General features: G+C 56.1%; 26 protein-coding genes and 2 tRNA genes. 6 read left to right on the top strand and 22 right to left on the bottom strand.

Annotated elements, in window-relative coordinates; all coding sequences use genetic code 11:
* Positions 1-228: 228 nt before the first annotated feature.
* The 13 genes from hypE to ACNKH6_RS04015 all read right to left on the bottom strand — a co-directional run bounded on the left by hypE (position 229) and on the right by ACNKH6_RS04015 (position 11,683).
* A complete protein-coding gene (gene hypE, locus ACNKH6_RS04075) occupies positions 229-1,281 on the bottom strand; it encodes a hydrogenase expression/formation protein HypE (protein WP_417914266.1) in 1,053 nt (350 codons plus the stop codon).
* On the bottom strand, positions 1,274-2,368 hold the full coding sequence (gene hypD / locus ACNKH6_RS04070; RefSeq protein ID WP_417914265.1) for a hydrogenase formation protein HypD: 1,095 nt from the start codon (positions 2,366-2,368) through the stop codon (positions 1,274-1,276). Before hypD ends, hypE begins: the two co-directional genes overlap by 8 nt.
* Positions 2,355-2,597, bottom strand: a complete 243-nt coding sequence (locus tag ACNKH6_RS04065; RefSeq protein ID WP_417914264.1) for a HypC/HybG/HupF family hydrogenase formation chaperone — start codon at positions 2,595-2,597, stop codon at positions 2,355-2,357. The genes hypD and ACNKH6_RS04065 overlap by 14 nt, the downstream gene beginning before the upstream one ends.
* Before the next feature lie 27 nt (positions 2,598-2,624).
* Entirely contained in the window at positions 2,625-2,747 is a 123-nt protein-coding gene (locus tag ACNKH6_RS04060) for a hypothetical protein (protein WP_417914271.1), read from the bottom strand.
* The gene (locus ACNKH6_RS04055; RefSeq protein WP_417914263.1) at positions 2,737-2,916 is read right to left on the bottom strand and encodes a hypothetical protein; all 180 of its coding nucleotides are present in this window, start codon (positions 2,914-2,916) and stop codon (positions 2,737-2,739) included. The genes ACNKH6_RS04060 and ACNKH6_RS04055 overlap by 11 nt, the downstream gene beginning before the upstream one ends.
* The gene (locus ACNKH6_RS04050) at positions 2,895-3,641 is read right to left on the bottom strand and encodes a hypothetical protein (protein WP_417914262.1); all 747 of its coding nucleotides are present in this window, start codon (positions 3,639-3,641) and stop codon (positions 2,895-2,897) included. The genes ACNKH6_RS04055 and ACNKH6_RS04050 overlap by 22 nt, the downstream gene beginning before the upstream one ends.
* A 165-nt stretch (positions 3,642-3,806) precedes the next feature.
* On the bottom strand, positions 3,807-4,769 hold the full coding sequence (locus tag ACNKH6_RS04045; protein ID WP_417914261.1) for a ribonuclease T2 family protein: 963 nt from the start codon (positions 4,767-4,769) through the stop codon (positions 3,807-3,809).
* A 73-nt stretch (positions 4,770-4,842) separates the two neighbouring features.
* On the bottom strand, positions 4,843-7,185 hold the full coding sequence (hypF, locus tag ACNKH6_RS04040; protein ID WP_417914260.1) for a carbamoyltransferase HypF: 2,343 nt from the start codon (positions 7,183-7,185) through the stop codon (positions 4,843-4,845).
* Positions 7,137-7,817 carry a hydrogenase nickel incorporation protein HypB gene (gene hypB, locus ACNKH6_RS04035; protein ID WP_417914259.1) on the bottom strand — a complete coding sequence of 227 codons (681 nt, stop codon included), beginning with the start codon at positions 7,815-7,817 and terminating at the stop codon, positions 7,137-7,139. The genes hypF and hypB overlap by 49 nt, the downstream gene beginning before the upstream one ends.
* A gap of 20 nt (positions 7,818-7,837) precedes the next feature.
* Complete coding sequence (gene hypA, locus ACNKH6_RS04030; RefSeq protein WP_417914258.1) at positions 7,838-8,170, bottom strand: hydrogenase maturation nickel metallochaperone HypA; 333 nt, start codon at positions 8,168-8,170, stop codon at positions 7,838-7,840.
* 3 nt (positions 8,171-8,173) lie between these two features.
* Positions 8,174-8,710, bottom strand: coding sequence for a hydrogenase maturation protease (locus tag ACNKH6_RS04025; RefSeq protein WP_417914257.1), 537 nt, complete (start codon positions 8,708-8,710; stop codon positions 8,174-8,176).
* Between the two features lie 43 nt (positions 8,711-8,753).
* Entirely contained in the window at positions 8,754-10,349 is a 1,596-nt protein-coding gene (gene nadB, locus ACNKH6_RS04020) for an L-aspartate oxidase (protein ID WP_417914256.1), read from the bottom strand.
* An 8-nt stretch (positions 10,350-10,357) separates the two neighbouring features.
* Positions 10,358-11,683, bottom strand: coding sequence for a hemolysin family protein (locus tag ACNKH6_RS04015; protein WP_417914255.1), 1,326 nt, complete (start codon positions 11,681-11,683; stop codon positions 10,358-10,360).
* A 222-nt stretch (positions 11,684-11,905) separates the two neighbouring features.
* Between ACNKH6_RS04015 and ACNKH6_RS04010 the strand changes: the two genes are divergently transcribed.
* From ACNKH6_RS04010 to ACNKH6_RS04000, 3 genes are read left to right on the top strand one after another with little or no spacing between them, the layout of a single operon-like run.
* On the top strand, positions 11,906-12,055 hold the full coding sequence (locus tag ACNKH6_RS04010; protein ID WP_417914254.1) for a hypothetical protein: 150 nt from the start codon (positions 11,906-11,908) through the stop codon (positions 12,053-12,055).
* A gap of 6 nt (positions 12,056-12,061) precedes the next feature.
* On the top strand, positions 12,062-12,997 hold the full coding sequence (locus tag ACNKH6_RS04005) for a 4Fe-4S binding protein (protein ID WP_417914253.1): 936 nt from the start codon (positions 12,062-12,064) through the stop codon (positions 12,995-12,997).
* A 21-nt stretch (positions 12,998-13,018) separates the two neighbouring features.
* Positions 13,019-13,468, top strand: a complete 450-nt coding sequence (locus ACNKH6_RS04000; RefSeq protein WP_417914252.1) for an SH3 domain-containing protein — start codon at positions 13,019-13,021, stop codon at positions 13,466-13,468.
* Positions 13,469-13,537: 69 nt separating this feature from the next.
* On the opposite strand, the gene ACNKH6_RS03995 is transcribed toward ACNKH6_RS04000, so the two are convergent.
* Together ACNKH6_RS03995 and ACNKH6_RS03990 are read right to left on the bottom strand one after the other, a co-directional pair.
* Positions 13,538-13,631 (bottom strand) — tRNA-Ser (locus ACNKH6_RS03995).
* Between the two features lie 19 nt (positions 13,632-13,650).
* Positions 13,651-13,736: transfer RNA gene (locus ACNKH6_RS03990), tRNA-Ser, on the bottom strand.
* Positions 13,737-13,804: 68 nt separating this feature from the next.
* Between ACNKH6_RS03990 and ACNKH6_RS03985 the strand changes: the two genes are divergently transcribed.
* Positions 13,805-15,424, top strand: a complete 1,620-nt coding sequence (locus ACNKH6_RS03985; RefSeq protein WP_417914269.1) for a sigma 54-interacting transcriptional regulator — start codon at positions 13,805-13,807, stop codon at positions 15,422-15,424.
* A gap of 1,235 nt (positions 15,425-16,659) precedes the next feature.
* Entirely contained in the window at positions 16,660-17,427 is a 768-nt protein-coding gene (locus ACNKH6_RS03980) for a succinate dehydrogenase/fumarate reductase iron-sulfur subunit (protein ID WP_417914251.1), read from the top strand.
* A 116-nt stretch (positions 17,428-17,543) separates the two neighbouring features.
* On the opposite strand, the gene ACNKH6_RS03975 is transcribed toward ACNKH6_RS03980, so the two are convergent.
* The 7 genes from ACNKH6_RS03975 to ACNKH6_RS03945 are packed head-to-tail and all read right to left on the bottom strand — an operon-like array spanning position 17,544 to position 23,649.
* Positions 17,544-19,346, bottom strand: a complete 1,803-nt coding sequence (locus ACNKH6_RS03975; RefSeq protein ID WP_417914250.1) for a GspE/PulE family protein — start codon at positions 19,344-19,346, stop codon at positions 17,544-17,546.
* Positions 19,347-19,349: 3 nt separating this feature from the next.
* Positions 19,350-20,171: an outer membrane protein assembly factor BamD gene (bamD, locus tag ACNKH6_RS03970; RefSeq protein WP_417914249.1), complete on the bottom strand. Its 822-nt coding sequence runs from the start codon at positions 20,169-20,171 to the stop codon at positions 19,350-19,352.
* Positions 20,172-20,201: 30 nt separating this feature from the next.
* Entirely contained in the window at positions 20,202-21,137 is a 936-nt protein-coding gene (gene trxB / locus ACNKH6_RS03965) for a thioredoxin-disulfide reductase (protein ID WP_417914248.1), read from the bottom strand.
* A 60-nt stretch (positions 21,138-21,197) separates the two neighbouring features.
* A complete protein-coding gene (gene trxA / locus ACNKH6_RS03960) occupies positions 21,198-21,527 on the bottom strand; it encodes a thioredoxin (protein WP_417914247.1) in 330 nt (109 codons plus the stop codon).
* Between the two features lie 49 nt (positions 21,528-21,576).
* Positions 21,577-22,044: a hypothetical protein gene (locus ACNKH6_RS03955; protein WP_417914246.1), complete on the bottom strand. Its 468-nt coding sequence runs from the start codon at positions 22,042-22,044 to the stop codon at positions 21,577-21,579.
* Positions 22,041-22,808: a PmeII family type II restriction endonuclease gene (locus tag ACNKH6_RS03950; protein ID WP_417914245.1), complete on the bottom strand. Its 768-nt coding sequence runs from the start codon at positions 22,806-22,808 to the stop codon at positions 22,041-22,043. Before ACNKH6_RS03950 ends, ACNKH6_RS03955 begins: the two co-directional genes overlap by 4 nt.
* On the bottom strand, positions 22,723-23,649 hold the full coding sequence (locus tag ACNKH6_RS03945) for a DNA-methyltransferase (RefSeq protein WP_417914268.1): 927 nt from the start codon (positions 23,647-23,649) through the stop codon (positions 22,723-22,725). The genes ACNKH6_RS03950 and ACNKH6_RS03945 overlap by 86 nt, the downstream gene beginning before the upstream one ends.
* Positions 23,650-23,887: 238 nt before the next feature.
* On the opposite strand from ACNKH6_RS03945, the gene hemL reads away from it, so the two are divergent.
* Positions 23,888-25,180, top strand: a complete 1,293-nt coding sequence (hemL, locus tag ACNKH6_RS03940; protein ID WP_417914244.1) for a glutamate-1-semialdehyde 2,1-aminomutase — start codon at positions 23,888-23,890, stop codon at positions 25,178-25,180.
* The last annotated feature ends 12 nt before the right edge of the window (positions 25,181-25,192 follow it).

Raw genomic sequence — 25,192 nt, 5'->3', positions numbered from 1 at the left:
TTTCAAGTTCCATGTCTTCCTCTGTGTGCGGTTATATTCGTGCTGGACAGCAGAAATATAACACATGCGGGGAAGCATGGATTTTTCAAGATTTATAGGTCACAACTTGGGTTATATATAGATATCGGGGAAGAAAATAACGGTCAACGGATTTGAGCCACCACAAGCTATTTTTTTGCAATGCGTGTTCAAAGTATTCTGCTCCGTGATCTATAGTCAGATCAGTCTTCAGCAAATCCTCGGCAGCAGCTCTCCCGGCAGCATGTCCACCAGACGGGTGCCGCCTATAGCTGTGCGCAGGAGCACTTGGGCTTTCCCGACTCCAGTCACCCTGCCGATGATGACCGCATCTTCGCCGTATTTGGTTTGTCGCATCGCCGCCACAATCGCATCAGCATCCTCCGCTTTGACAAACGCGACCAGCTTGCCCTCGTTGGCGACAAAGAGCGGATCAAAGCCGAGCAGCTCACAGGCCGCCTTGACCGCTGGTTTGAAGGGCAGCATATCCTCCTCTAGCTCAATTGTTGCCTGTGACTGCTCAGCAATCTCCACCAGTGAGGTGGCGAGGCCGCCGCGTGTGGGGTCGCGCAGAACATGCACTTCGCCAGCGGCGAGCATGGCTGCAACCAAGTGATTGAGCGGGGCGACATCGCTCTCTAATTGGGTTTCAAAGCCGAGGTTCTCGCGGGCGGACAGCACCGCAATGCCGTGGTCGCCTATGCTGCCGGAAATAATCACCGCATCGCCTAGCTGGGCATTCGCGCCGGAAATATGCACCCCTTCTGCAAGCACGCCCAGCCCGGAAGTGTTGATAAAAAGCTGATCTGCGCTGCCGCGCTGCACCACCTTGGTGTCGCCCGCGACAATGCGCACGCCTGCTTCCTGCGCCGCCGCCTGCATGGAGGCAACCACCCGCCGCAACACATCAAAGGGCAAACCTTCTTCCAAGACAAAGCCGCAGGTGAGGGCGAGCGGCTGCGCGCCGACCATCGCCAGATCGTTGACTGTGCCGCAGACGGCCAGCCGTCCGATGTCGCCGCCGGGAAAGAAGAGCGGCGTGACCACGTGCGAATCTGTGGTCATGGCCAGCCGCTGGCTGCCTGCTTCCAGCACCGCTGCGTCATCCAGCGAGCTTGGCGCAGCCTCGCCCAAGCCGGGCAGGAAGAGCCGCTGGAGCAAGTCGCGGCTCAACACGCCGCCGGAACCATGCCCAAGAATGACCCGCTCCTCTGGCCGCAGCGGCGCAGGGCAGGCGGCTCCTTGCAAACGCAGCTCAGTCATGGCTGGCCTCCCGATATTTGTAATAGGCAGCGCACGCCCCTTCTGCTGAGACCATCGGTGCGCCGAGCGGAGTCTGCGGTGTGCATTGCTTGCGGAAGGCTGTGCACTGGCTGGTTTTCTTTTTACCCTGCAAGATGTCACCCGCAATGCAGAGCGGCGATTCCGGCGCGGTCATCGTGCTCACATCAAACTTCAGCTCCGCGTCAAAGTCGGCGAACTCTGGCCGCAAGCCCCAGCCGCTCTGCGGGATCATGCCAATGCCGCGCCACTTGCGGTCAACCGGCTGAAACACCGCCGCAATGCTGCGCTGGGCGGCCTCATTGCCGGACAGCGTGACCATGCGCTGATACTGATTCTCCACCTCACATCGGCCTTGTTCTAATTGCCGCACAGCCGCGCAAAGGCCGTTGAGTAAATCAACCGGCTCAAAACCAGTGACGACTATCGGCACCTGATATTTTGCGGCCAAAGGCAGGTATTCATGATAACCCATTACGGCGCAGACATGCCCGGCAGCGAGAAAGGCCTGTGTGCGATTGCCTGCGCTGGAGAGTATCGCTTCCATCGCGGGCGGCACCCGCACCTGCGCGGCAATGATGGAGAAATTGCGCAACCCTTTCTGCCGGGCGTGAAGCACCGCCATCGCATTGGCCGGAGCTGTGGTTTCAAAGCCGATGGCGAAGAAAACCACCTCCTTGTCCGGGTTGGCTTCAGCAAGCTGCACCGCCTCCAAAGGCGACCAGATCACCCGCACATCGCCGCCGCCCGCCCGCACTGCGAACAAATCTTTAGTCGAGCCGGGCACCCGCAGCATGTCGCCATAAGAAGTGAAAATCACCTCTGGCCGCAAGGCGATGGCGATAGCCTTGTCAATCTGCTCCAGCGGCGTGACGCAGACCGGGCAGCCCGGCCCATGCACCAGCTCAATCTGCGGCGGCAGCAGGGCATCCAGCCCATGCCGCAGGAAGGCGTGGGTTTGGCCGCCGCAAATCTCCATGATCACCCAAGGCTTGGTGATGAGCGAGCTGATCTCCCGGAGCAAGGCCTGCGTCTTGGCCGGGCTGCGGTATTCCTCAAGATAGTTCATGGCCCGCATCCGCAACGTCTTTGAGCAGCTTCAGCGTCTCCTGCGCCTCGCGCTCGTCCATCAGGCTGATGGCGAAGCCGACATGCACCAAAGCGTAATCGCCGACCTTGGCTTCCGGCGTGTAAGCAAGGCAGATTTCTCTGGCAAGGCCGCCAAAGTCAATCTTGGCCATGCGAAGGCTGTCTTTCTCGTAAATCTCGGTCAGTTTGCCGGGAACGGCGAGGCACATGGTTCACCTTTTTGCTGAGGCAAGAGGTTAAGCGGCAATGCTTGTTGCGGTTATGGGCTTCAGACGGAAGATGGCCCGCGCTTCAGGGCTGTGCAGGGCCTGCCATAAGTCCCAGTCCTGCTGCAAGCCCAGCCAGAAATCAGCAGACATGCCCAGCACCGTGTCTTCCGCCGTCTATCGTGCTCTGCGTGCCGTCGAGCAGGTTCTTCTGGATGACGCGCACCAGATTTGCCAGCATGGTTTTGTTGTCTTCCAGGCTGTAGTTCGAATTTTCCGCCGCCATCGCAGCGGCTATGACTACCGAAGAACAGGGTTCCATTCAATGCTGTCAGCAGGATTTGTTACTTTGTCAAGCTCAATAAGTCGCTCCCGAACCCTGCGAAGAATACGTAACGTGTCATACACTCTTCCTAAGAGCATACCTATAATCATAAGAATAAACATGAATATCAACCCAGCGATGGTTTGGAAACAGTTACTTGTGAGGCAATTAAGTAATCCAATAAGAAAACCAAGAGTCACGAGTATAGTCTTTGAGATAGCTGAATAAAGAAATTCGAACTTGTCCAACTTAGTTACTGTAATGGAAACAAGATTATTTTTTGGTATTAAGTATGGTGATAACCTCTTCAGCTCGTTCTTGCTTGCTACTCCATCCAGATAAATCTCCATCAGCAACTTCGCTTTCTCTGGATAGGCATCTATGCCCGATGCTATCCGAAATGTTTCGTTTTCTCTCAATGCTTTGATATGCTGATACATGACTGAATTCGCATCTGTATGTTCGAGGAGCGATTTCAGCTTATTCATATAACGGGTTACGGAAATTTCCTCATGAAAATCAATAACACCTTTTGCGGTTTGAACAGCAGCACTGATAAGTGTAAAAGTTACACCAAGAGTGAAAGCAATCCAGTTTTCTCTTATGATTTGCAGGAAGTCAAGCCCCATATTAAATCCTTTTTTCTTATTTACCGAAATTGCCATTCCACGATAAGCACCAGCACTGCCCATGTCAACAAGGCTTCCGGGATCAAAGCGCATAGCTTACTTATCTTGGCACAGGCAAGCAGAACCAAGCGCGGCGGCGGGCTTCCCGGCCAACGGCAAGAAGGTTACTCGATGCGATTGAAATTCTACGGGCGATGGGCTTCTCATCCTTTTTGCAGCGGAATGAGAAGCCTTTTGTGCAGCAGATTGGAAACCCCGTCAGTTCTTCCCGGATTTCTCGATGTAAATCTCTTCATCACAGCCCGGTGCGAATTTTCCGAATGTCTCCGCTCCGGCAACCATCTTGCCGATGTTGTCATCAGCAACGACATCTTTCGGCAGATTAATCCTGATCTCATCCAAATACTGCCGTTTAGCGCAGTGAATCTGCATCCTGTCGGCAACATCTTTGCCCAACTTTTCCTCAATCGCCTTCTGATAGGCTGCGGTGCTGATCTTCTGGCCGATATGCTCTTTCAGGTATCCGCCAATAACGGAGCTATCCATCCGCTGCAAGATATCCTTGGCAAAGAGGAAGTACGCATCAGCACTTTTCTCTTGGCAGGTGCCGTGCTTGCTCCACTCGTGTTCAGCAAAACGCTGCTCGTAGTAGAAGTTCGGCATCCACGGAGCCATCTCCTTCTTGGTTTCATCTTTCAACACCAATGGTGTGCTGGCGCAGTCTCCGTACTTGGTGCCGCAGCTTTTTTTATTCGGCCAGAGACCATGCAGGGTGAGGTGTGATACGTCGATTTTATCCTTCATCATGGCATCACACTCAGGCTTGACACCATTATAATCGTCATGCTCGCAGAATCCTGGTTGCCATGTCGTGGCCAGCACATAGCTATCGAACTCATTTGCTGTTGAGCAGCTTGTTTTTTGATGTTCCTTCTCTGGACTGCTTGCAACCTTCACGTCTGCCGTGCCGCATTGCTTGGAAATCCAGCGGAGATCATTCTTAATGGAGATGTGCACCCAGTCCCAGTCGCCCGGCTTGTTCACTTCAGTCACATCGTAAGATTCACCCTGATGCACTTTAATGGGCTGGGTCTTCTTTTTGAAGGAAAGATACGCATCACAGTCCTTCTCGACCTTGAAGGTGCCGGTTGCTTTTTCTGTCGCCAACGCGCTGCCGCAGCAGCAGGAAAGGGCAGCAACTGCCAGAACAAACTTCTTCATGCTTTTTCTCTATAAAAGGGATGATTGAGTAACGTAGATACTACGGCCAGCATACGCACCGGAACTGCCTCTGTCAACAAAGAAAACCTTGAGACAAAGCAGCCTGCGCTACTGCCGCCTGCCCCAAGGCCAAGCCGCCGTCATTGGCCGGAACCTGCCTGTGAACATATACGATAAAGCCTGCTTCGGCAAGGCCAGCGCAGGCCAAGCACCGCAAAAGCTGGTTCTGCCACACTCCGCCAGACAATGCCACCTCGTGCAGACCAGCAGCGCGGCGGGCATGCTCGCACAGCGCAAGAGCAAGCTGGGCAATGGCGCGATGGAAACGCGCTCCAATCAGGCCCGCAGGCGTTCCGGCCCGCACATCGTCAATGACAGCCTGAAGCAAGGGCTTTAACGAAATGCCAAGAGTGCCGCGCAGCTCCTTCCAATTGACGGCATACGCGGCTGCCGAAGCCATGAACGGCTGCGAGATGGTCTCCAATTCAATCGCGGCCTGCCCTTCATAAGAAATCTCATTGCAGATGTCAAGCAGGCTGGCGACTGCATCAAAGAGCCTTCCCATTGAAGAGGTGCGCGGCGTGTTGATTTGTTTATCCACCTGCTGCCGGATTATGGCCTCCTCCTGCCTGCTGATGCGCCGCAAGAAAGGCAGTCCTTCTATGTCAAGGCCAAGAGCGTGCGCATAACCAACAGCAATGCGCCAAGGCTTGCGTATGGCTGTGTCACCTCCTGGCAAGGGCAGATATTCTAAATGGGCGAAGCGTTCAAAGCCAGCATAGGACGCTAACAGCACCTCGCCGCCCCAGATTGTTCCGTCCGAACCATAGCCAGTGCCGTCAAAGGCAAGGCCGATCAATTGCCGTTCGCTCAGGCCGTTGTCTGCCATGCAGGCAGCAATATGCGCGTGGTGATGCTGCACAGCGACACACGGAATGCCGAGCCTCTGCGCGTAGCGCGTGCTGAAATACTGGGGATGCAGGTCGTGCGCGACGCATTCCGGCTGAATATGAAAGAGGCTTGAGAACTGCGCAATGCTCTGCTCAAAGGCGGCGCAGGTTTCGGCATTCGTCAAGCCGCCGATGTGCTGACTGAGGAAGGCCTGATCGCCTTGGGCAAGACAGAAAGTGTTTTTCAATTCGCCGCCCACAGCCAGCAGCGGCCTGCTCGCAGCAAAGGGCAGGCGCAGCGGCGCGGGCGCATGGCCACGGCTGCGGCGGAGCAGCGCAGTGCCCTGCGCCACCGAATCATCGCAGCGGGCGAGAATGGGCCGGTCATGGAGGAGGAAGGCATCCGCCAGCGGCGCAAGCCGGGACAACGCCTCGTCGTTGTCCGCCGCCAACGGCTCGCCGCTGCGGTTGGCGCTGGTCATCACTAAGATGGAGGGCGCAGGCTCCTGACTGAGGCAAGGCTCATTCTGCGCGAGCAGCAGCAGGTGCAGCGGCGTGTAAGGCAGGAGGAAACCAAGGTGGTTCAGACGCGGGGCAATGCCGGGAAAGGATTCCGGCTGCCTGCGCTCCAGCAGCACGATGGGCCGCGCCGGACTGCGCAGCAGCTCCGCTTCAGCTTCGCTGCATTGACAGGCCGCCCGAATTGCCGCCAAGTCCGCCGCCATCAGGGCGAAGGGCTTGTCTGGCCGATGCTTGCGGCGGCGCAGCTTGGCAACTGCAGCGGCGTTGCCCGCATCGCAGGCGAGATGAAAGCCGCCTATGCCTTTGATTGCCACAATACGCCCCTCGCGCAGAAGCCGCCGCGCCCGGAGAATGGCTGTCAAGCCGCTCAGTTCTGCTGCATCTTCTTTCAAAGCGAAGCGCGGGCCGCAGGCCGGACAGGCCGAGGCTTGAGCGTGAAAGCGGCGGTCAAGCGGATTCTCGTATTCAGCGGCGCAGGCCGGGCAGAAGGGAAATGCGGCCATCACCGTGCGCTCGCGGTCGCAGGGCAGCCTGCTGATTATGGTGAAGCGCGGCCCGCAGGCGGTGCAGCTGATGAAGGGATAAAGATAACGGCGGTCAGACGGGTCGAACAGCTCGCGCTCGCAGGCCGGGCAGAGAGCCGCATCCGGCGGCAGAGCTTGGCGGGATTCGGGCTGCTCTGCGGAAGGCAGGATGGCAAAGCCTGCGCAATCAACAGGAGCTGCGTCCTCGTGCGCATCTACGGCATCTAACCGCGCTAAGGGAGGGGCTTCGCTGCGCAGACGGAGCTGGAACTGCTCGACAGCCGCTGCTGGGCCCTGCACCGCAATCTCTACGCCGCCCGATGTGTTGCGCACCCAGCCGCGCAGGCCCAGCTCTGCGGCCAATCCATAGACAAAGGGCCGGAAGCCGACTCCCTGCACCACGCCGCGCACGGAGAGGCGCAGCGCGGCTGTCATTGCCTGCGGCTGTTCCGCACCCGCTCCACCAACCAATCCGCCCATGCAGCCATGCCTTCGCCGGTTTTGCACGAAACCGGGAAGACAGTCAGGCCGGGATTGAGGATTTCCACGCCTTGGCGGAAATAATCCATATTGAACGGCACATAGGGCAGCAGGTCGGTTTTGTTGATGATCAGAGCCTGCATCCCCATGTACATGCCGGGATATTTGTACGGCTTGTCGTCGCCCTCCGGGATGGAGGCGATCAGCACATTCAGGTGCGTGCCGAGCTGAAAATTGACCGGGCAGACCAAATTGCCCACGTTCTCCACCAGCACCAAATCCAAGTCGTGCAGCGGCAGCGACGGCAGGGCCTTGGCCAGCATCACCGCGTCCAAATGGCATTCGCCGCCGGTGTTGATCTGCACCGCAGGCAGCCCGGCGGCCCGCGCCTTGTCGGTGTCAATTGAGGAAGCCAAGTCGCCCTCAATCACGCCGAAGCGCAGACGGCCTTGCAAAGCCTCCAAGGTTTTGAGGATGAAGCTGGTCTTGCCCGCGCCGGGCGAGGCCATGATGTTGATGCCGAACACACCCGCATGATCAAGCAGATGGCGGTTGCTGGCGGCGATCATGTCATTGGCGGAGAGAATGTTCTCCACGACCTGCACCCGCGTCGGGGCTGCGCTGCTGCACATGGCGGTTCTCCAAGCAGAGGTTAGGCAACGTCAATGCTGTCCATATAAAATTCGCGGCCCTTGCTGACCCGCACCGCGCTGCTGGCGCAGGCCGGGCAGGCGAAGCTCTCGCTGCCCGGACGGAAGACATGGCCGCAGGCGGCGCAGCGCATCTCGCCGGGAATGCGCTCGAAGCGCAGCTGCGCGCCTTCGGCCAAGGTGCCTTTGGCGATGATGTCCCAATAGAACTGCACCGAATCATCGACAATGGAGGAGAACTGGCCGATGACTAAATTCACCTGCCGCACCATTCTGCCTCCGGCGTGCTTCAGGGCGATGTCCAAGATACTCTGGGTGACGGCCAGCTCGTGCATGATTCAGGCTGATTGCAGCAGATCGAGCGCCTTCTGCGCCGCCAGCGGCACTGCCGCCGCAATCGCCGGGCTGAGGCTTTCCTGGAAATCATAAACATGCTGCGCCTCCACCGCAACCACATGCACCTGCGCGTCCTCCGGCAGCGGCTCGCCCATGCTCCGGCCCAGCTTGAGGGCCTGCTTGAGGGAGACATCATGCGCCGATGCACTGTGGCCGCAGGTGAGGTCGTCCATCTCCGCCAAGGTGAAGCAGACCACCGCGCCCTGCTCGTGCTGGCCGGTGTTGAGCGCGTCAATGAGGATGACGCGGTCATAGCCGATCAGCCGCTCCATCAGGCTCAGTCCGGCAAGCGAATAGCATTCAATCGTCACCGGCTCGCGGCGGGATGTCTGCGGGCTGTGCAGCGGCGCGTCGCCGACAGGAATGCCGCTGCGCCGACTGACTTCTTCGGCAACACGCCAGCCTACGCCGTCATCACCAAGAATGGGGTTGCCAAGGCCGACAATGAGGGTGTGACGGGGGTTGCTGGCAGTGCTCATCGTGGCATTTGATTGATTGAGGCCTGATTCAAGGTGAAGGGGTTTATTTCTCCAGCACCGTGTTCTTCCCAGATTGCGCCTCATCCTTATCCGGGAAATCGGTGATGTAATGCAGGCCCCGCGACTCATGCCGCGCTGCCGCGCTGCGGATGATCAGCTCGGCAATCAGAACAATATTGCGCAGCTCCACCAAATCCGGCGAGAGCAGGTAGTCGTGGAAATGCTCCGTGGTCTCGGCAAGAATCGGCGCGAGCTGCCGGGCCGCGAGCTGAAGCCGCTTCTGCGTCCGCACGATGCCGACATAATCCCACATGAGCTGGCGCACCTGATCCCAGTTGTGGCTGATCAGCACGTTTTCCTCAATGGAGCGGGCGAAGCCGGTGCGCCAAGCCTGCACCTGCGGCAGGTTCTGCGCTTGCAGCTCCGGCCAATTGCTCCGCAGCCAGAGCGCGGCCCGGTGTGCGAAAACCACCGCCTCCAGCAGCGAGTTGCTCGCCAGCCGGTTTGCGCCGTGTAGGCCGGTGCAGGCGGTCTCGCCTAAGGCCAGCAGATTGCCGACCGTGCTCCGTCCCCATTCGTCCACCCGAACCCCGCCGCACATGTAGTGCGCCGCAGGCACCACCGGAATTGGCTGGCTGCTGATGTCCACGCCGTATTTCAGGCAGGTGCTGTAAATATTGGGAAAACGCTGCTGGAGGAAGTCGCGGCCCTTGTGGGTGATGTCGAGATAAACGCAATCCGCGCCGCTCTTCTTCATCTCCGCGTCAATGCCCCGCGCCACCGCGTCCCGCGTGGCTAAATCGCCTCGGCGGTCATAGTGCTGCATGAAGGCGTGGCCTTCTTGGTTGCGCAGGATGCCGCCTTCGCCGCGCACCGCCTCGGAGATGAGGAAATTCTTCGCCTCGCGGTTGAAAAAACAGGTCGGATGAAACTGGATGAACTCCAGATTTGCCACCTGCGCACCGGCCCGCCAAGCCATCACCACGCCGTCGCCGGTGGCGATGTCCGGGTTGGTGGTGTAGCGGTAGACCTTGCCGCAGCCGCCGCTGCACAGCACGGTGACATGCGCCCGCCACGTTTCGACCTCGCCGGTGCTGCGGCGGAGAACGTAGGCCCCAAGGCAGCGGTCATTGCCCTCTTTCCGGCCCGTGATCTTGGATTCAATCAGCAGATCAATGGCCATGTGATCTTCCAGCACCTCAATCTGCGGATTGGCATAAACCTGTGCGAGCAGCGCGGTTTCAATCTCCCGGCCTGTGAGGTCTTTGGCGTGCGCCACCCGCCGCGCTGAATGACCGCCTTCCATGCCAAGATCAAATTCCTCGCCGCGTTGGCCGCGCTGAAAATGCACGCCGAGCGCGGCCAGCTCACGCACCCGCTCCGGGCCTTCAGTCACGACAAGGCGGACTATGTCCTCCTGGCAAAGGCCGTCGCCGGAAACAAGGGTGTCGTGAATGTGATCATCAAGCCGGTCTTCAGTAGAAAGCACTGCCGCCACGCCGCCTTGCGCGAGGTTGGTGGCGGTGTCCGCCTTCTTCTTTTTGGTGATTAACGTGACGCGGGCGAAGGACGCAGCCTTGAGGGCGAAGGACAGACCGGCCACGCCGCTGCCGATGATGAGAATGTCAGTGGTGTGCATGAGATTGTTCAGCTGTTTTCAGGTTGCGGCGGCGGCTCGCTGCGCAGCGTCGTCACCAGCACTTTGTCCACCCGGCGGCCATCCATGTCCATGACCTCGAAGCGCAAACCGGCGCAGTCAAAATGTTGCCCGGCGGTAGGGATGCTTCTGATCTGCGCCATCACCAAACCGCCGACGGTTTGATAGTGGCCGTGCTCCTCGTCAGGCAGTTTGTCCAGCTCAAACAGCTCCTTGAGTTCGTCAATGGACAGCAGGCCGTCCACCAGCCAAGAGCCGTCATCGCGCTGCACGGCCTGCGGCTCGGCGACCCCGCCAGTTGGCACATAGCCGGTGATGTCTTCCAAAATATCGTTGTGGGTGATCATGCCGTGGATGCCGCCGTACTCATCAGCGATGAGGGCGAGGTGCGTCCGTTGCTGCTTGAATAATTCCAGTACCTTGAGGGCGGTCATGCTTTCTGGCACGAACAGGGGCGGATGCAGCAAGGCCCGCAAATCCACGGTCTGGCCGGACAGCACCTGGTTGAGCAGGTCTTTGGCCCGGACTATGCCCAGCACATTGTCCAAACTTTCTTTGACCACCGGAAAGCGCGAATGCTGGCAGCCCGCCACCTTGCGGCGAATGTCCTCCGGTGAGTCTTCAATATCAAAGCAGACGATCTGGGTGCGCGGGGTCATGAAAGCGCTGATCCGCCGCTCGTCAAGCTGGAGGACATTTTCTATCATATCCTGCTCGCTTTCCTCAAACACCCCGCTTTCCGTGCCCTGCTCAATCAGCACCTTGATTTCTTCTGGCGAGATGGACGGCTCGACCGAGGGCTTGACTCCAAGCAGGCGGATGACGATTTCTGTGGAAAAACTGAGTATCCGCACGGCTGGCCCGGCAGCAACAGACAAAGCCCGCATCGGCCCGGCCACGATGATGGCGATGCCTTCGGCATGGTTGAGGGCGAGCCGCTTCGGCACCAGCTCGCCGATAATCAAAGAAAAATAGGTGATGCAGATCACCACGAGGACGACTGCGGCAGTCTCGGCATAGGGTGCAAGAAAGGGAATCCAGCTCAAATAGACGGCCACAGTCTCAGCCAGCGTGGCCCCGCCGAACGCGCCAGCAAAGATGCCCACCAGGGTGATGCCGATTTGAACGGTGGCGAGAAACTGATTCGGTTCATTCGCCAAGTCCAAGGCGGCGCGGGCCTTGATGTTGCCTGCCTCGGCAAGCTGCTGGAGCTTGGCTTTCCGGGCCGAGACCACGGCGATCTCCGCCATCGCAAAAATGCCGTTGGCGAGCAAAAGCAGAAAGATGATCAGGACTTCCCACGCGGAACTGCTCAAAATAATTTCCTTATCTCGCAATCTGAGGACGGAGGCGGCGGACGGGGACTGCCCGCGCCGCAGGAACAGCGTAATGTTGCTTGAAAATATAGCAAGTTCTTGCGCCAGTGACCAGAACAAACTTGTCTGATTCTTATTGACAGCCATTCTCTGACCTGCTTACATTACCGCCTGACTGAACAATCTCGGCATTCACAAATTATCAGGCCCGGAGCGGCGGCGATGCGGAAAAAAATAACCTTGCGGAAAACTCCCTTCGTGCTGCTCGTGTTCTTCCTCTTCCTCTGGCTGGCCGGAGTGACGCTGAACGAACCGGCGCGGGTGCTGGAGCAGGCCAAATCCATCTGCCTGAGCTGCATCGGCATAGGATAAACGATTATGGAACGCGCGCGGAAGTGGGTGCAGGGTGTCTGGTTCTTCTTGGTCAACGGCTACTTGGCCTTCCCGTGGACCCGCACCATTTACAAGGGGCCGATGAAGGTGGTCTGCTCGCCGGGGTTGAACTGCTACTCCTGCCCTTCTTCGACCGCCTTCTGCCCAATGGGCAGCCTACAGCAGCTTTTGGCCAATGTCCGCAGCTCCATCCAATTCGGCCAATATTATGTCGGCTCGTTCGTTCTCGGCTCCATCGGCATGTTCGGCGCAGTGTTTGGCCGCTTCATCTGCGGCTGGGCCTGTCCCTTTGGCTTTTTTCAAGAACTGCTGCATAAGCTGCCTTCACGCAAGTTCTCCATTCCCGCGCCGCTGAACTGGCTGAAATACGCCGTACTTGTCCTGCTGGTCATCGTTTTTCCGCTGATTTTCGTCAACAGCAGCGGCATGGGCCAGCCGTGGTTCTGCAAGTACGTCTGCCCGGCAGGCACCTTTCAGGCGGGCATCCCGATGCTGATTCTTGATCCGAACCTGCGCGGCGCGGTGGGCTGGCTTTTTGTCAACAAATTAGCCATAGCCCTCAGCTTCACCGTTTGGTCGGTTTTCGCCTCACGGCCTTTCTGCCGCACGGCCTGCCCGTTGGGAGCGTTTTACGGCCTTTTCAGCCGCTTTCAGCTCATCCGGCTTCAGCTCAACGAGGACAACTGCACCGGCTGCGGGGTCTGCCACCGCGTCTGTCCGGTGGATATCAAATTCAATGAAAACCCAAATAGCTGCGAGTGCGTCAACTGCATGAAGTGCATGACCGAAGCCTGCGCCTTTGACGCGATTTCGGTGGAAGTGGCCGGTTTCCCGGTTTTCGGGCCGGATTTGGCCAAAACCAGACCAAGCCTTTTTGACGGCACCTTGCGGAAACTGCGCAAGAAAGACAAATCCGCCTGAACCTCAACCAATGGAGTGTCCATGAAGAACGCATCATCCCGTCTCATTCTGCTGCTGACCTTGGCACTGCTGATGCTGCACACGGCGGCATGGGCAGAAATGGTATCTGTCAGTCGTGAAAACGCGAAAATGCTGGCCGGGCCGGGCGGAAAAGAAAAAGTGCTGTGGAAACTTGGCAAAGGCTTTCCTTTGAAAGTGCTGCAACGTTCCGGCAGCTGGCTGAAAGTCTGCGACTTTGAAAATTCCAGCGGCTGGATTCATAAAACTGCGGCCAGCAAGGAAGGGCACATGGTGGTCAAAACGCGGAAGAAGGTCAATCTGCGCAGCGAGCCGAGCCAAAAGGGCAAACTTGTGGCTAAAGCCGGGTATGGCGTGGTCTTCCAAACTTTGGAGAAAAAGAAGGACTGGGTCAAAGTCCGGCAGGGCGGCGTGACTGGCTGGGTGAACGAAGACCTGCTCTGGGGCTTCTGATGCGGCGGCTATACTGGACAGGCAAAACACAAAAACCCGCTCCTGCATCAGGAGCGGGTTTTCAGTTCGTGGCGGAGAGAGAGGGATTTGAACCCTCGGCAGGAATTTAAGTCCCTGCACTCGCTTAGCAGGCGAGCACCATCGGCCTCTCGGTCATCTCTCCGGGATGTGCATCGTGTGTATGGCGGAGGAAGTAGGATTCGAACCCACGGTGCTTTCGCACAACGGTTTTCAAGACCGCCGCCTTCAACCGCTCGGCCATTCCTCCTGCTTCCCGCAGCAGAGGATATACCATGTTCAATGTTTCTTGTCAACAATCTCTGTCTCTCATTCGCCATGAACGCTGAAGCGGGCGCAGCCCCGGCTGACCAGAAAATCGCCATGCAGGATCTTTCCTGCCTCTATGAAATCACAAGAAATCTTGCCGCAGCCACGGATTTGCAGGAGGCTTTGGACAAGGCCGTGGCCATTCTTGCGGCGATGAAAAAAATGGAGAACGGCACCGTGACCATCGTCAACCCGCTGACGCTGGAGCTGGAGATTGAGGTGGCCTGCGGCAGCACAGCGGCGGCGCGGAAAAAAGGCAAGTACAAGCTCGGCGAGGGGATCACAGGCCGGGCGGTGGCGAGCGGCGAGCCGGTCTTTGTCCCCTGCATCGGCGAGGAGCCGCTGTTCCTCAACCGCACCGGGATGCGCAGCGAGGAGCAGAAGCGGAAAAGCTCCTTCATCTGCGTGCCGATCAAGGCCACGGTGGAGAACGAGGCCGCCCTGAGCGAAGGACATGTCCGGGCGCAGAGCCGCTGCATCGGCGCGCTCTCGGTGGACCGCTGCTATGGCCCCGACTTCGGCCCGCAGGCGGAGCAGGATCTGCGCTTTCTGACCATAGTCAGCGCCTTGATAGCGCAGACGGTGCACCGCATCCAGAGCGTCAGCCGGGAAAAGGATGCCCTGCGCCGCGAGAACCAGCAGCTCCGGCGCGAGCTGTCGGCCAAGAACCGGATAGAAGAAATTATTGGCAATTCCTCGCGGATGCAGGAGGTTTTCGCGATGGTGCACCGGGTGGCGAACTCCAACGCCACGGTGTTGCTGCGCGGCGAGTCCGGCACGGGCAAGTCCATGATCGCCAAGGCTCTGCACCACAACTCAGGCCGGGCGAAGAAGCCTTTTGTTATCGTCAACTGCTCGGCTTTGCCGGAAACCTTGCTCGAAAGCGAGCTGTTTGGCCACGAAAAAGGGGCCTTCACCGGCGCGGTGGAGCGCAAAATGGGCCGTTTCGAGCAGGCTCAAGGCGGCACGCTTTTTCTCGATGAAATCGGTGAAATCAGCAACGCGGTGCAGGTCAAGCTGCTCAACGTGATTCAAGAGCGCACCTTCCAGCGGCTGGGCGGCGCGGAGCTGCTCAAGGCGGACATCCGTTTGGTCGCGGCCACCAACCGCGATTTGGAAGCGGCGGTGCGCGAGGGCCGCTTCCGCGAAGATCTCTACTACCGCCTCAACGTTTTTCCCATTTATCTGCCGCCCTTGCGCGAGCGGCGCACCGACATCCTCCTGCTGGCGGATTATTTTTTGGAACAGTACAGCCGCGAAAACAGCAGGAAAATCGAGCGCATTTCCACCTCGGCCATTGATCTGCTGATCAAATACCACTGGCCGGGCAATGTCCGCGAGCTGCAAAACTGCATGGAGCGGGCGGTTTTGATCTGCGATTCCAGCGCGATAACTTCAGTGCATCTGCCGCCAACTCTGCAAAGCGCGGAAAGCGTGGGCGGCAGCGGCAGTCCGCTTTCCTTCACGCAAGCAGTGGAAAACTTCGAGCGCGATCTGATCATTGAGGCCCTCAAGCAGTGCAACGGCAACCAGACCAAGGCCGCCGAGCGCTTGGAGACCAGCCTGCGGATCATCAACTACAAGATTCACAACTACGGGATTGAGCCGAAGCAGTATAAGGTGAAGTGAGGCGATGGAGCAAATGCTGTCGTTCTATTAGATAGCTCATTACACACGTTGAATTGTTTATTTTTATAGGAATAAAATCATACCTGATTTATCAACTATTTTTATCTATCCATTAGTTGTAGCTGTATTCGCTTTAGTAGTTGAATATTTTATTATTCATCCTATGAAAAAACACGATCATTCTGCGATACAGAATTTTGCAAAAATGATCGGTAAGATATTGCATTTAACCAGAAAAAAGAACATATCGAAGTTGTTAATAATTTGCATGATGATCAATCAGATAGCGCATTTTTATCTATTCAGAAAGAATCCGTAATGATAGGTGTTTGCGGAGAGAGCGGTGCTGGCAAAACGGTTTTCCTAACTTCGATATTCAACTGCACTGACAAGCTGTTTCCTGAAAGAATTGTATATTTCGACCGAAAATCCACTGGCGGGGCAGCATATTTTAAATATCAGGAAAATTCTATACGAGCTACTGGCAAGGTTACTCCGACTCTCACGACAGAAAAAAAAGCTGCCCAGCTCAACATCCAGCTTACTAGGTAGGAGAGCAAAGAAATTGGTTGCTCGTACTTGCCCCTATATTTGTTGGACTTTGCTGGCACGCATTTCAACTCCATATCCGATCAAATTCATGCCGGAAATGAAATTACAGATACAGAGACAAAGAGAATAAGAAAAGAAATTGATGATTATCTCCATCGCTGTGACGCTCTGATTATCCTCATAAATTCAAGGTGTTTTGGGAAAGAAGAAATATCGCCAGATAACGATCCTTTTTCTCCAAGTATTAAATATCTGATCAGTTTTTGCCGAGTAAACAAGATCGCAGTTGCACTCCTGTTTACCCAAAGAGATTTGAATGCACAGATCACTCAATAAGACACAGATAAATTTGAATTCATTATACAATTCAGAAATTGGTTCACAGATAATTTGAAGCAGTTTATTGCTGACTGCGAGAATTCAGCAGAAACTTTGCCATTCGGCATGGCACGTCTTATCACTTGTTATGAATTAGACAAAACTTCCGGTAAAGCGAAAAAATTGCATCGGGATGGAGGTATATGGACTGAAGACGCGACAGATGTGTTTAGAACCATGTTTCAAGCAGCGTGGCCAAGGATTTAAGAAAATCAAGCAAAATGAAAGTAGTATTTGTTTTACAACAAACGGATAGGGGAAATTTCTATCTGTGTTTTAAGTAAATTTCAGCTTTACCAAAAGATATGCAGCCAGACACCTCACTTTCCCTCACCTTAAAAATCTGGCGGCAAGCCGGGCCAACTGTGCTGGGCCGCTTTGAAACGCATCATCTGAGCGGCCTCAGCCCGGATATGTCCTTCCCTGAATTGCTTGATGTGCTCAACGAGCGGCTGACGCAGGAGGGCCGCGAGCCGGTGGCCTTTGACAGCGACTGCCGCGAGGGCATCTGCGGGATGTGCGGGGCGGTTGTGGACGGCATCCCGCACGGGCCGGAGCGCGGCGGCACCCTCTGCCAGCTCCATCTGCGCCATTTCAAGGACGGCCAGACCATCACGCTTGAGCCGCTGCGGGCCAGAGCCTTTCCTGTTATCAAAGACTTGGTTGTTGACCGCTCCGCCTTTGACCGAATCATGCAGGCGGGTGGCTTTGTCTCGGTCAATGCCGGTTCCGCGCCGGAAGCCAACACCCTGCCGGTGCCGCAGCGTGTCGCCGAGCAGGCGATGGACGCAGCGGCCTGCATCGGCTGTGGAGCCTGCGTCGCGGCCTGCCCGAACGCGGCGGCCATGCTCTTTGTCTCAGCGAAAATTTCTCAGCTTGCCCTGCTGCCGCAAGGCCAAGCGGAGCGCAGCCGCCGCGCTCTGGCAATGGTCGTGGCTATGGACAACGAAGGCTTCGGTAGCTGCGGCAATCAGCGGGAGTGCGAGCGGGTCTGCCCGAAAGGGATTTCCATCCGCAGCATCGCCAAAATGAATCGGGAATATCTCGCCGCTGTGATGCGCGGAGAGGAATAGACATTTTGCGTAAGCAACAGGGGCGAAAAATTTTTAGCCCCTACATCGCGCACATGCTTGGCGCAGCCTGCTCAGAGCAGAGGCAGTTCTGCAAGAGGTCGGATGGATTGCAAAAATTACGCAGACCCGCAGACCCGCATCACTTCTTCAACCGTGGTCTTGCCGTCTTTCACTTTCTGCCAAGCATCTTCTTTCAGCGTGGTCATGCCTTCACGGATTGCGACGTGCCGCAGCTCGGCATCCGCCGCCTTGTCTGTCACCAATTTTTTCAAGCGGTCGCTCATCGGGAAAACTTCAAAAATGCCCATTCGGCCTGAATAGCCGGTTTTGCGGCATTCTTTGCAGCCTTTGCCGCGTTTCAGCTCAATCTGGCCTTGGCCGGAAACCGGAAATCCCATCCGTTGCAGTTCGGCAAGGTCTTCCTGATAGCTGATGATGCAGTGCGGGCAGATTTTCCGCACTAAGCGCTGGGCTAATGCGCCCAGCATGGTTGAGGCGATGAGGAACGGTTCCAAACCTAAATCTTGCAGACGGATAACGGTGGAAACTGCGTCGTTGGTGTGCAGCGTTGAAAAGACAAGATGGCCAGTGAGAGCGGCTTGCACAGCATGAGTGGCTGTTTCCAAATCCCTGATCTCGCCAATCATAATGATATCTGGGTCCTGCCGGAGGATGTTACGCAGGATAGTGGAAAAGGTGACATCAATCTGCGGCTGCACCGCAATTTGATTGAAGTCCTCATGCACCATTTCCACCGGATCTTCCACCGTGACGATATTAATTTCCGGTGTGGAGACCTTTTTCAGTGTGGAATAGAGGGTTGTTGATTTGCCGCTGCCGGTCGGGCCGGTGACAAAGACTATGCCGTGCTGCGCGGTCATGAAGGTGTTGTAAATCGCCCGGTCGCGCTTGGAAAACCCCATGTCTTCAATATCCTGAAAGATGACACTGGTGTCCAAAATACGCATGACCGTCTTTTCACCGAAAGCGACCGGAATAGTTGAAACACGCAGCTCAACTTCTTTACCGTCAGTTTGGCTGATTTTGATTCTGCCGTCCTGAGGCCGCCGCTTTTCAGCAATATCTAAGCGGGCAAGGGTTTTAATCCGCGAGGTGATGGCCGAATGCACGGCCTTGGGCAGCTTATAGATGGTGTGCAGGATGCCGTCAATCCGATAGCGCACCATGCAGGCCTCGCGCTTCGGCTCAATATGGATGTCGCTGGCCTTCTGCTCGATGGCATATTTGAAAAGATGATTGACCGCCGCCTTGATATGCTGGTCCGTGGAGCTGAGTTCTGTGCTCGACAGCTTGAGATGCTGTTCCAGATTGCCGATATCAACTGCCGGGCCGCTGCCGGAACTGCTGAATTGGTTTTCCGCCTCAGTGATGGACTGCTGAAAGCCAAAGAACTCCGCCAGAATTTTCTTAATATCCGAGCGAGTGCTTAACCAAGGATTGACCTTGATTTTATGAGCCTGTTCGAGTTCCTCCAGCGTGCTTTTGCTTTCTGGGTCGTAGGTGACCACCTGAAGCACGCCGTTGCGGGTTTCAAAAGGCAGGATAAGACGACTGATGGCAAAGTTGCGCGGGAATGTCTTTGTGACAATCTCAATATTCAGCTCCAGCGGGTCAAGCTTTTTGAAAGGAATATTGAAATGGTGCGCGACAGCCCGCATCACCCTTTCTTCGGTGAGGATCTTTTTTTTGCTGTCAGAGCTGGGGATTTCCAAATTCAGCGAGGCGACTATGTCCGCCATGTTCGGGAAGCCGCTATTCGGTTTACGCAACCCGTGCTGTTTGAGCAGCAGCTGGGTCTGCCGCTCCTTGCTGCGAAGCACAAGCTGTTTTTGCTGCTCGGTGAGCAGACGCTGCCGCAGGAGCAGGTCAAGCAGCTCTTCGCTGTCCAGCAGGCCCATGAATTATTCAGCGGCCCGCGCCGCCTCTTTGCTGGTCTGCTCGGCAGTCTCGCTGTCGTCTTGCAGCCAGCTCCAGTCGGGCAGCCATTTGGCCACGCCCCATTTAGGCGGCTGTCCTGCTTCCAATTTATCGAGCAGCTCCTTGGCCTTGGGAATAACCGCCGCGTCCGGGTGCGCCGCCAGCAGATATTTCAGGCGGTGCTTGGCCTGCTCATATTTTTTCGTGCGGACATAGAAAACCGCGACGAAATACTCATGGCTGGCGATGAACTCCTTCGCCTCCTGCGTCCGCGCCTTAGCCTCTTTCGTGTAGGGCGAATCAGGATGGGCCTTCAGCAGCCGGTTGAACGCCTGCACCGCGTCACGTGCGCCGCTGGGGTCACGGTCAATTCGGCTGGAACGGGAGAGGTCGCACATGCCGATTTGGAACATGACATACGGCACGGCCTCGTTGGTCGGATGCCGCTCGGCAAAGGTTTTGTAGAGGTCTTTGGCTTCAGCAAATTTTTCAGTGTAATACTGGCAGTCCGCCGCTTTCAGCTCGGCCAGAACCGCTTGCGGGCTGAAGGGGTGACGGTCAATAATATCCTGAAAGGATTTGAGCGCGTCGGAATAATTGCCGACTTTGTACGCCTCCATGCCCTTGGCCGCCAAGGTCTCCGCCGGTTCAATCTCATCCTCTTTGCCGGAGCCGAAGAAATTCCACGAGCTGAACATGTCTTTCATCATGCCGCAGCCGCTGAGGGACAGACTGGCGGCGGCCAGCAGCGTGCAGGCGACGAGGCGTTGCTGCTTAAAAAAAGGACGGCGGATGGGGTTCTGCATGGCGGCGTTCTGAGAGTCGTGGTGGTTGCTTCAACCCGGCAGGATGCCGAGATAATGTTCAGCGGAGAGTTCAGCGTTCGCGCCCTCGCCGGCTGCATTGATGATCTGGCGGAATTTTTTGCTGCGGATGTCTCCTGCGGCGTACACGCCGGGCAGGCCGGGACAGGCCATTTCGCTGTCGGTAATGAGAAAACCGTCCGCGTCGGTTTGAAGTTGCTCCAGCGGCAGTGCTTCATTATTTGCCTTCACGCCGATGAGCACAAAAATGCCGGTCACTGGCAGCACGGAAGCCGAGTCGTCGTTATGCTTGATCCGCACCGCCTCGACACCGTCCGCGCCAAGAATTTCACTCACCTGCGCATTCCAGATGAAATTGATTTTCTCGTTCGCCAAGGCTTTTTCTTGCAGCACCGCTGTGGCCCGCAAGCTGTCGCGGCGGTGAATGACTGTGACTTTTTTCGCAAAATGCGTCAGATGAATGGCTTCCTGAATGGCTGTGTTGCCGCCGCCGACCACCGCGATTTCCTGATTGCGGTAAAAGGGGCCGTCGCAGGTGGCGCAGTAGGACACGCCCTTGCCTTGCAGCTCGGCCTCGCCCGGCACGCCAATTTGGCGCGGCTTGGCCCCGGTACAGAGTATCACCGCCTGCGCGGTCAGGATTTCGCCAGAATCCAGCCGAATTTTTTTCAAATCGCCCCGCAAGTCAAGCGACTCAACAGCGGCAAATTTCTTTTCCAGCCCGAAACGTTCGGCATGGGCGGTCATCTTGTCCATCAGCTCAAAACCGGTCACGCCGTCGGCAAAGGCCGGGTAGTTGTCCACCCAGTCGGTCATCAGCACTTGGCCGCCGGTCGCGCCTTTCTCAATCAGCAGAGTTTTGATCCGCCCCCGCGCAGCGTACAGCCCGGCAGTCAGCCCGGCAGGGCCGCCGCCGACAATGATCAGCTGATAATCTGGCTTGTTCATAGAAAATTTTCGCAATGAAATTCAGCCCCGGAGCGCGTTGCGCCCCGGAGACCGCGCCGCTTACAGAGCCTTGTTGATCAGAGCAACGAGCTGGCCTTTGCCCACTGCGCCGGTGATGGTGTCCAGCTTCTGGCCGTTTTTGAACAAAATCAGGGTCGGGATGGCCCTGATGCCGAATTTGCCGGGAGTTTCCGGGTTGTCGTCCACATTCATCTTGGCGATGCGCACTTTGCCGTCAAATTCATCCGCGAGCTGGTCAATCACCGGGCCGATGGCCTTGCAGGGTCCGCACCACGGTGCCCAGAAATCAACCAAGCAGGGCAGATCGCTGCTGATGACCGTGCTTTCAAATGCGCTGTCTGTAACATTGATGACTTTGTCGCTTGCCATAATCAAATCTCCTTGATCGTGTTTGAAGTGAAAGAATAAACTGTGCCATTCAGTTATTTTTCTGCAAATAGCTGCTGATCTCTTCCTGCGCCGCTTTGATCTTTTCCGCCCGCTGCGCAGGTTCCGCATCAGGCAGCACAAGAATGAGCTTGCTCAGATCAGCACTGACCACCGCTGTCTTTGGAATAAGCTTGCCCGCTGCTTCGGAATCCAATGCCTCGCTGGCAATTTTCGGCAGACTGTCCAACTCGCTCTGCTCAACATACACCAGCACGCTGGAATCTTTCAGGCCGTTGAATATATCCAAGCTGGCGGCTGTGGCAATAGGGCAGGTGGTTTCTTTGTCCGTGCCGACAAATACCAAGGCTTTCTTGCCACTTTTGGCCTGCTCCTGCGCTGTTTTCCATTGGCTGGCAGGATAAACGTGACTCGGCAGCTCAAATTTCGCCCATGCGGACGAGCAGGAAAGGGCGGTCAGCAGCAGAGCGGCAAGGGTGTTTTTGGCATGTATTTTCATGGGGTTCCTTTTTTAGCTTTATTTTTTCTCTGTGCAGCTGAAGAATTGAAACGCACCAGCTCGTCCCAAGCGATTTCTCCGCTGTCTTTACAGAACGAATTCATGAATTCTTTAGTGAACCTATTGATCATCTGCGCATATGATCTAACAAACTCTTCGTTTCGCTCTTTTGCTTGATATCCGAGCGGTTCAACAATTGCTGTGTATAATTCACTGTCGCCGGAGATGAACTCCCAAAACCTCTGGCCGCAATATTTGAAATAATCTCCCTTGTCCGGCCTGCTGTCTCTGCCGTAACAGCAGCCGTTGACAGCGACAATCCGCAAGCCTGAATTGCTGGTCCGCAGTGTCTTCTGGGCGGTCTTGAAATCGAGCCGCATTTTTGCAATTTGAGAAGCGTTGCTCCAGTTTGGCCCGGACTTGATGGCGACAATATTTCTCACGCCATCCGCATCAAATTCGAGATCAATCCCGGTAATACCTGATTTCCATCCTCCATAAGCTCGTTCATTGATAAACAAGGCAAGACCTTCCAGCCAGTCGCCGAAGAGCGTTTCCTCATTGGAGGAAATATGCGCATCAACCAGACTTTTTACTATCTGTTCAGCAGTCAACACATGCTTGGCCCGGAACAGATATGGATTTTTTCTTTTCAGAACATGCGGCAGCTTCAGACCATCAAGGCTGTGAATCCGCTTCTGATGAAAAATTCCGATGTTCTGGCCGACGTATTCCGAGACCTCGTGCAGATTTATCTTGTTCATAATTCTTCTTTGGCTCAAACAAACACAGCGTGACCGGCCTCAGTTGCTTTCTTGCCGCCTCGCAGTATTCAGGCATGATGTCAATGCCTATGGAATTTCTCTGCATCCGGTTCGCAACGATCAATGTTGTTCCTGAACCCATGAACGGATCAAGAACAATATCGTTTTCTTTCGTAAAAAGTTTGATGAACCATTCCGGCAAAGATTCTGGAAACGCCGCGCTGTGCTTCTTGTTGCCGCATTCTGTTGCTAAATGCAGAACATTAGTTGGATATGCCTTGTCGCGGTCAAGCCAGTTGGAAATATTCTTGCCAAAGCCGCTGCCAACTTTTGAATTGTCTCTGATTTTATCAGTATCGGAAAGTTTCTTCAGGCGTGAGTTGGCCCAATCACCCATCGGCACCATCACTTCATCCTGATACATGTGGAACTTTCTGCTTTTGTTAAATTGCAGCAGTCGTTCCCATGCGTCACGAAAACGATTCGGCCATTTTCCCGGATAGCAATTTTTCTTATGCCAAATGAGTTCTTCTGTCCACAGCCAGCCTTGCTTGCGCATGGCAAGAATCAGCTCCATCACATAAGTGCTGCGCTCGCCATTGATTACTTTTTCTTTGATATTCAAAACAAACGTGCCAGTCGGCTTCAAAACGCGCAGGAGCTGTTCAGAAATAGGAAGAAACCATTCGACATATTCATCAGGATGAATGCCGCCATAGGTGTTTTTTCTTTGATCGGCATACGGCGGCGACGTGACAATCAAGTCAACTGAGTTGTCGGCAAGCAGTTTGAGCTGCTCTTTGCAGTCGCCAAGATATATGTCAGCAGTAATTTTTTGCATCCGTTGCCGTGCTTCGCTCCGTGTTCTGGTCTGTCTTTCCCTAAGGAAAGGGCACCCCGCCTCTTTTTGCTTTTGCAGAAAAACAGGCAAGATGCTATAGTCAGCGGGCGGCGGCGCACCGCTGCAAGCCCTTGATTCAGAACTGTCTTGCCCGTGCAGCTTACCATAGATGGGCCTGACAGTTCAAGACGCAAAGCCCGGAATCATTTGAACCAGCACCAACGACTGAAAATCGCTCATGAAAACCCAGAACTCCGCCGCCCTTTTCGCCAAAGCCTGCCAAGTCATCCCCGGCGGCGTGAACTCGCCCGTGCGGGCCTGCAAATCCGTGGGCTGCGACCCGCTTTTTGTCGCCAAGGCGCAGGGCTGCACGATCACGGACGCGGACGGCAATGAATTCATTGATTTTGTTGGTTCATGGGGGCCGATGATTCTGGGCCACGGCCATCCCGAAGTGGTCAAGGCTATTCATGAGGCCGTGCCCGGCGGCACCAGTTTCGGCGCGCCCACCGCGCTGGAGGTCGAACTGGCCGAATTGGTTTGCGATTCCGTGCCGTCCATCGAAAAAGTGCGCTTTGTCAGCTCCGGCACCGAAGCCACCATGAGCGCGGTGCGGCTGGCGCGGGGCTATACTGGGAGCAAGGTGATTGTCAAATTTGACGGCTGTTATCATGGACATGCGGATTCCTTCTTGGTCAAAGCGGGTTCCGGGGTGATCACGCTTGGCATTCCTGGCAGTCCCGGCGTGCCGGAGGATATCGTCAAAAACACTCTGTCCATTCCGTACAATAATATAGAAATACTCGAAAAGACGCTGCGTGATGCCAGCTTGGACATCGCCTGCGTGATCATCGAGCCAGTGGCGGGCAACATGGGCGTAATTGTGCCGGAAATGGCCTTTCTGCGCAGGCTGCGCGAGCTAACTGCCGAGCTGGGCATCATCTTGATTTTCGATGAAGTCATCACTGGTTTCCGGTTGGCACTTGGCGGGGCGCAGGAGCGTTTTGGCATTCTGCCCGACCTGACCTGCCTCGGCAAAATTATAGGCGGCGGCCTGCCGGTCGGCGCGTATGGCGGCAAGAAGGAAATCATGGACTTAGTCGCGCCGGACGGGCCGGTGTATCAGGCTGGAACTCTTTCTGGCAATCCTTTGGCAATGGCCGCCGGACTGGCGATGCTCAAGGTGGTGCGGCGGCCCGGATTCTACGCGGAGCTGGAGGAAAAAAGCACGTGGTTTGCGGAAAAATTGGCGGAAATCAGGGCCAAAGCTTCGGTGCCGACCATGCTCAACCGCATCGGCTCGATGATGACCTGCTTCTTCACCGACGCGCCAGTGACGGATTTCAATTCGGCAATGAAGGCGGATGCCAAACGATATGCCCAGCATTTCCGCAACATGCTCGCCAGTGGCATCTGGCTCGCGCCCTCGCAGTTTGAGGCCGCCTTTGTCTCCGCTGCCCACGACCGGGCGCATTTGCAGCAGGCTTTGGACGCAACCGCCGCCTCGCTGGCAAAATTGGCGAACGCATAGAAAAGACTTGCG

This window comes from Candidatus Electronema sp. JM, from assembly GCF_048287415.1.
Lineage (GTDB): Bacteria > Desulfobacterota > Desulfobulbia > Desulfobulbales > Desulfobulbaceae > Electronema.
Note: the sequence above shows the minus strand (reverse complement) of the source record. Positions and strands in the feature narration are given on the sequence as shown.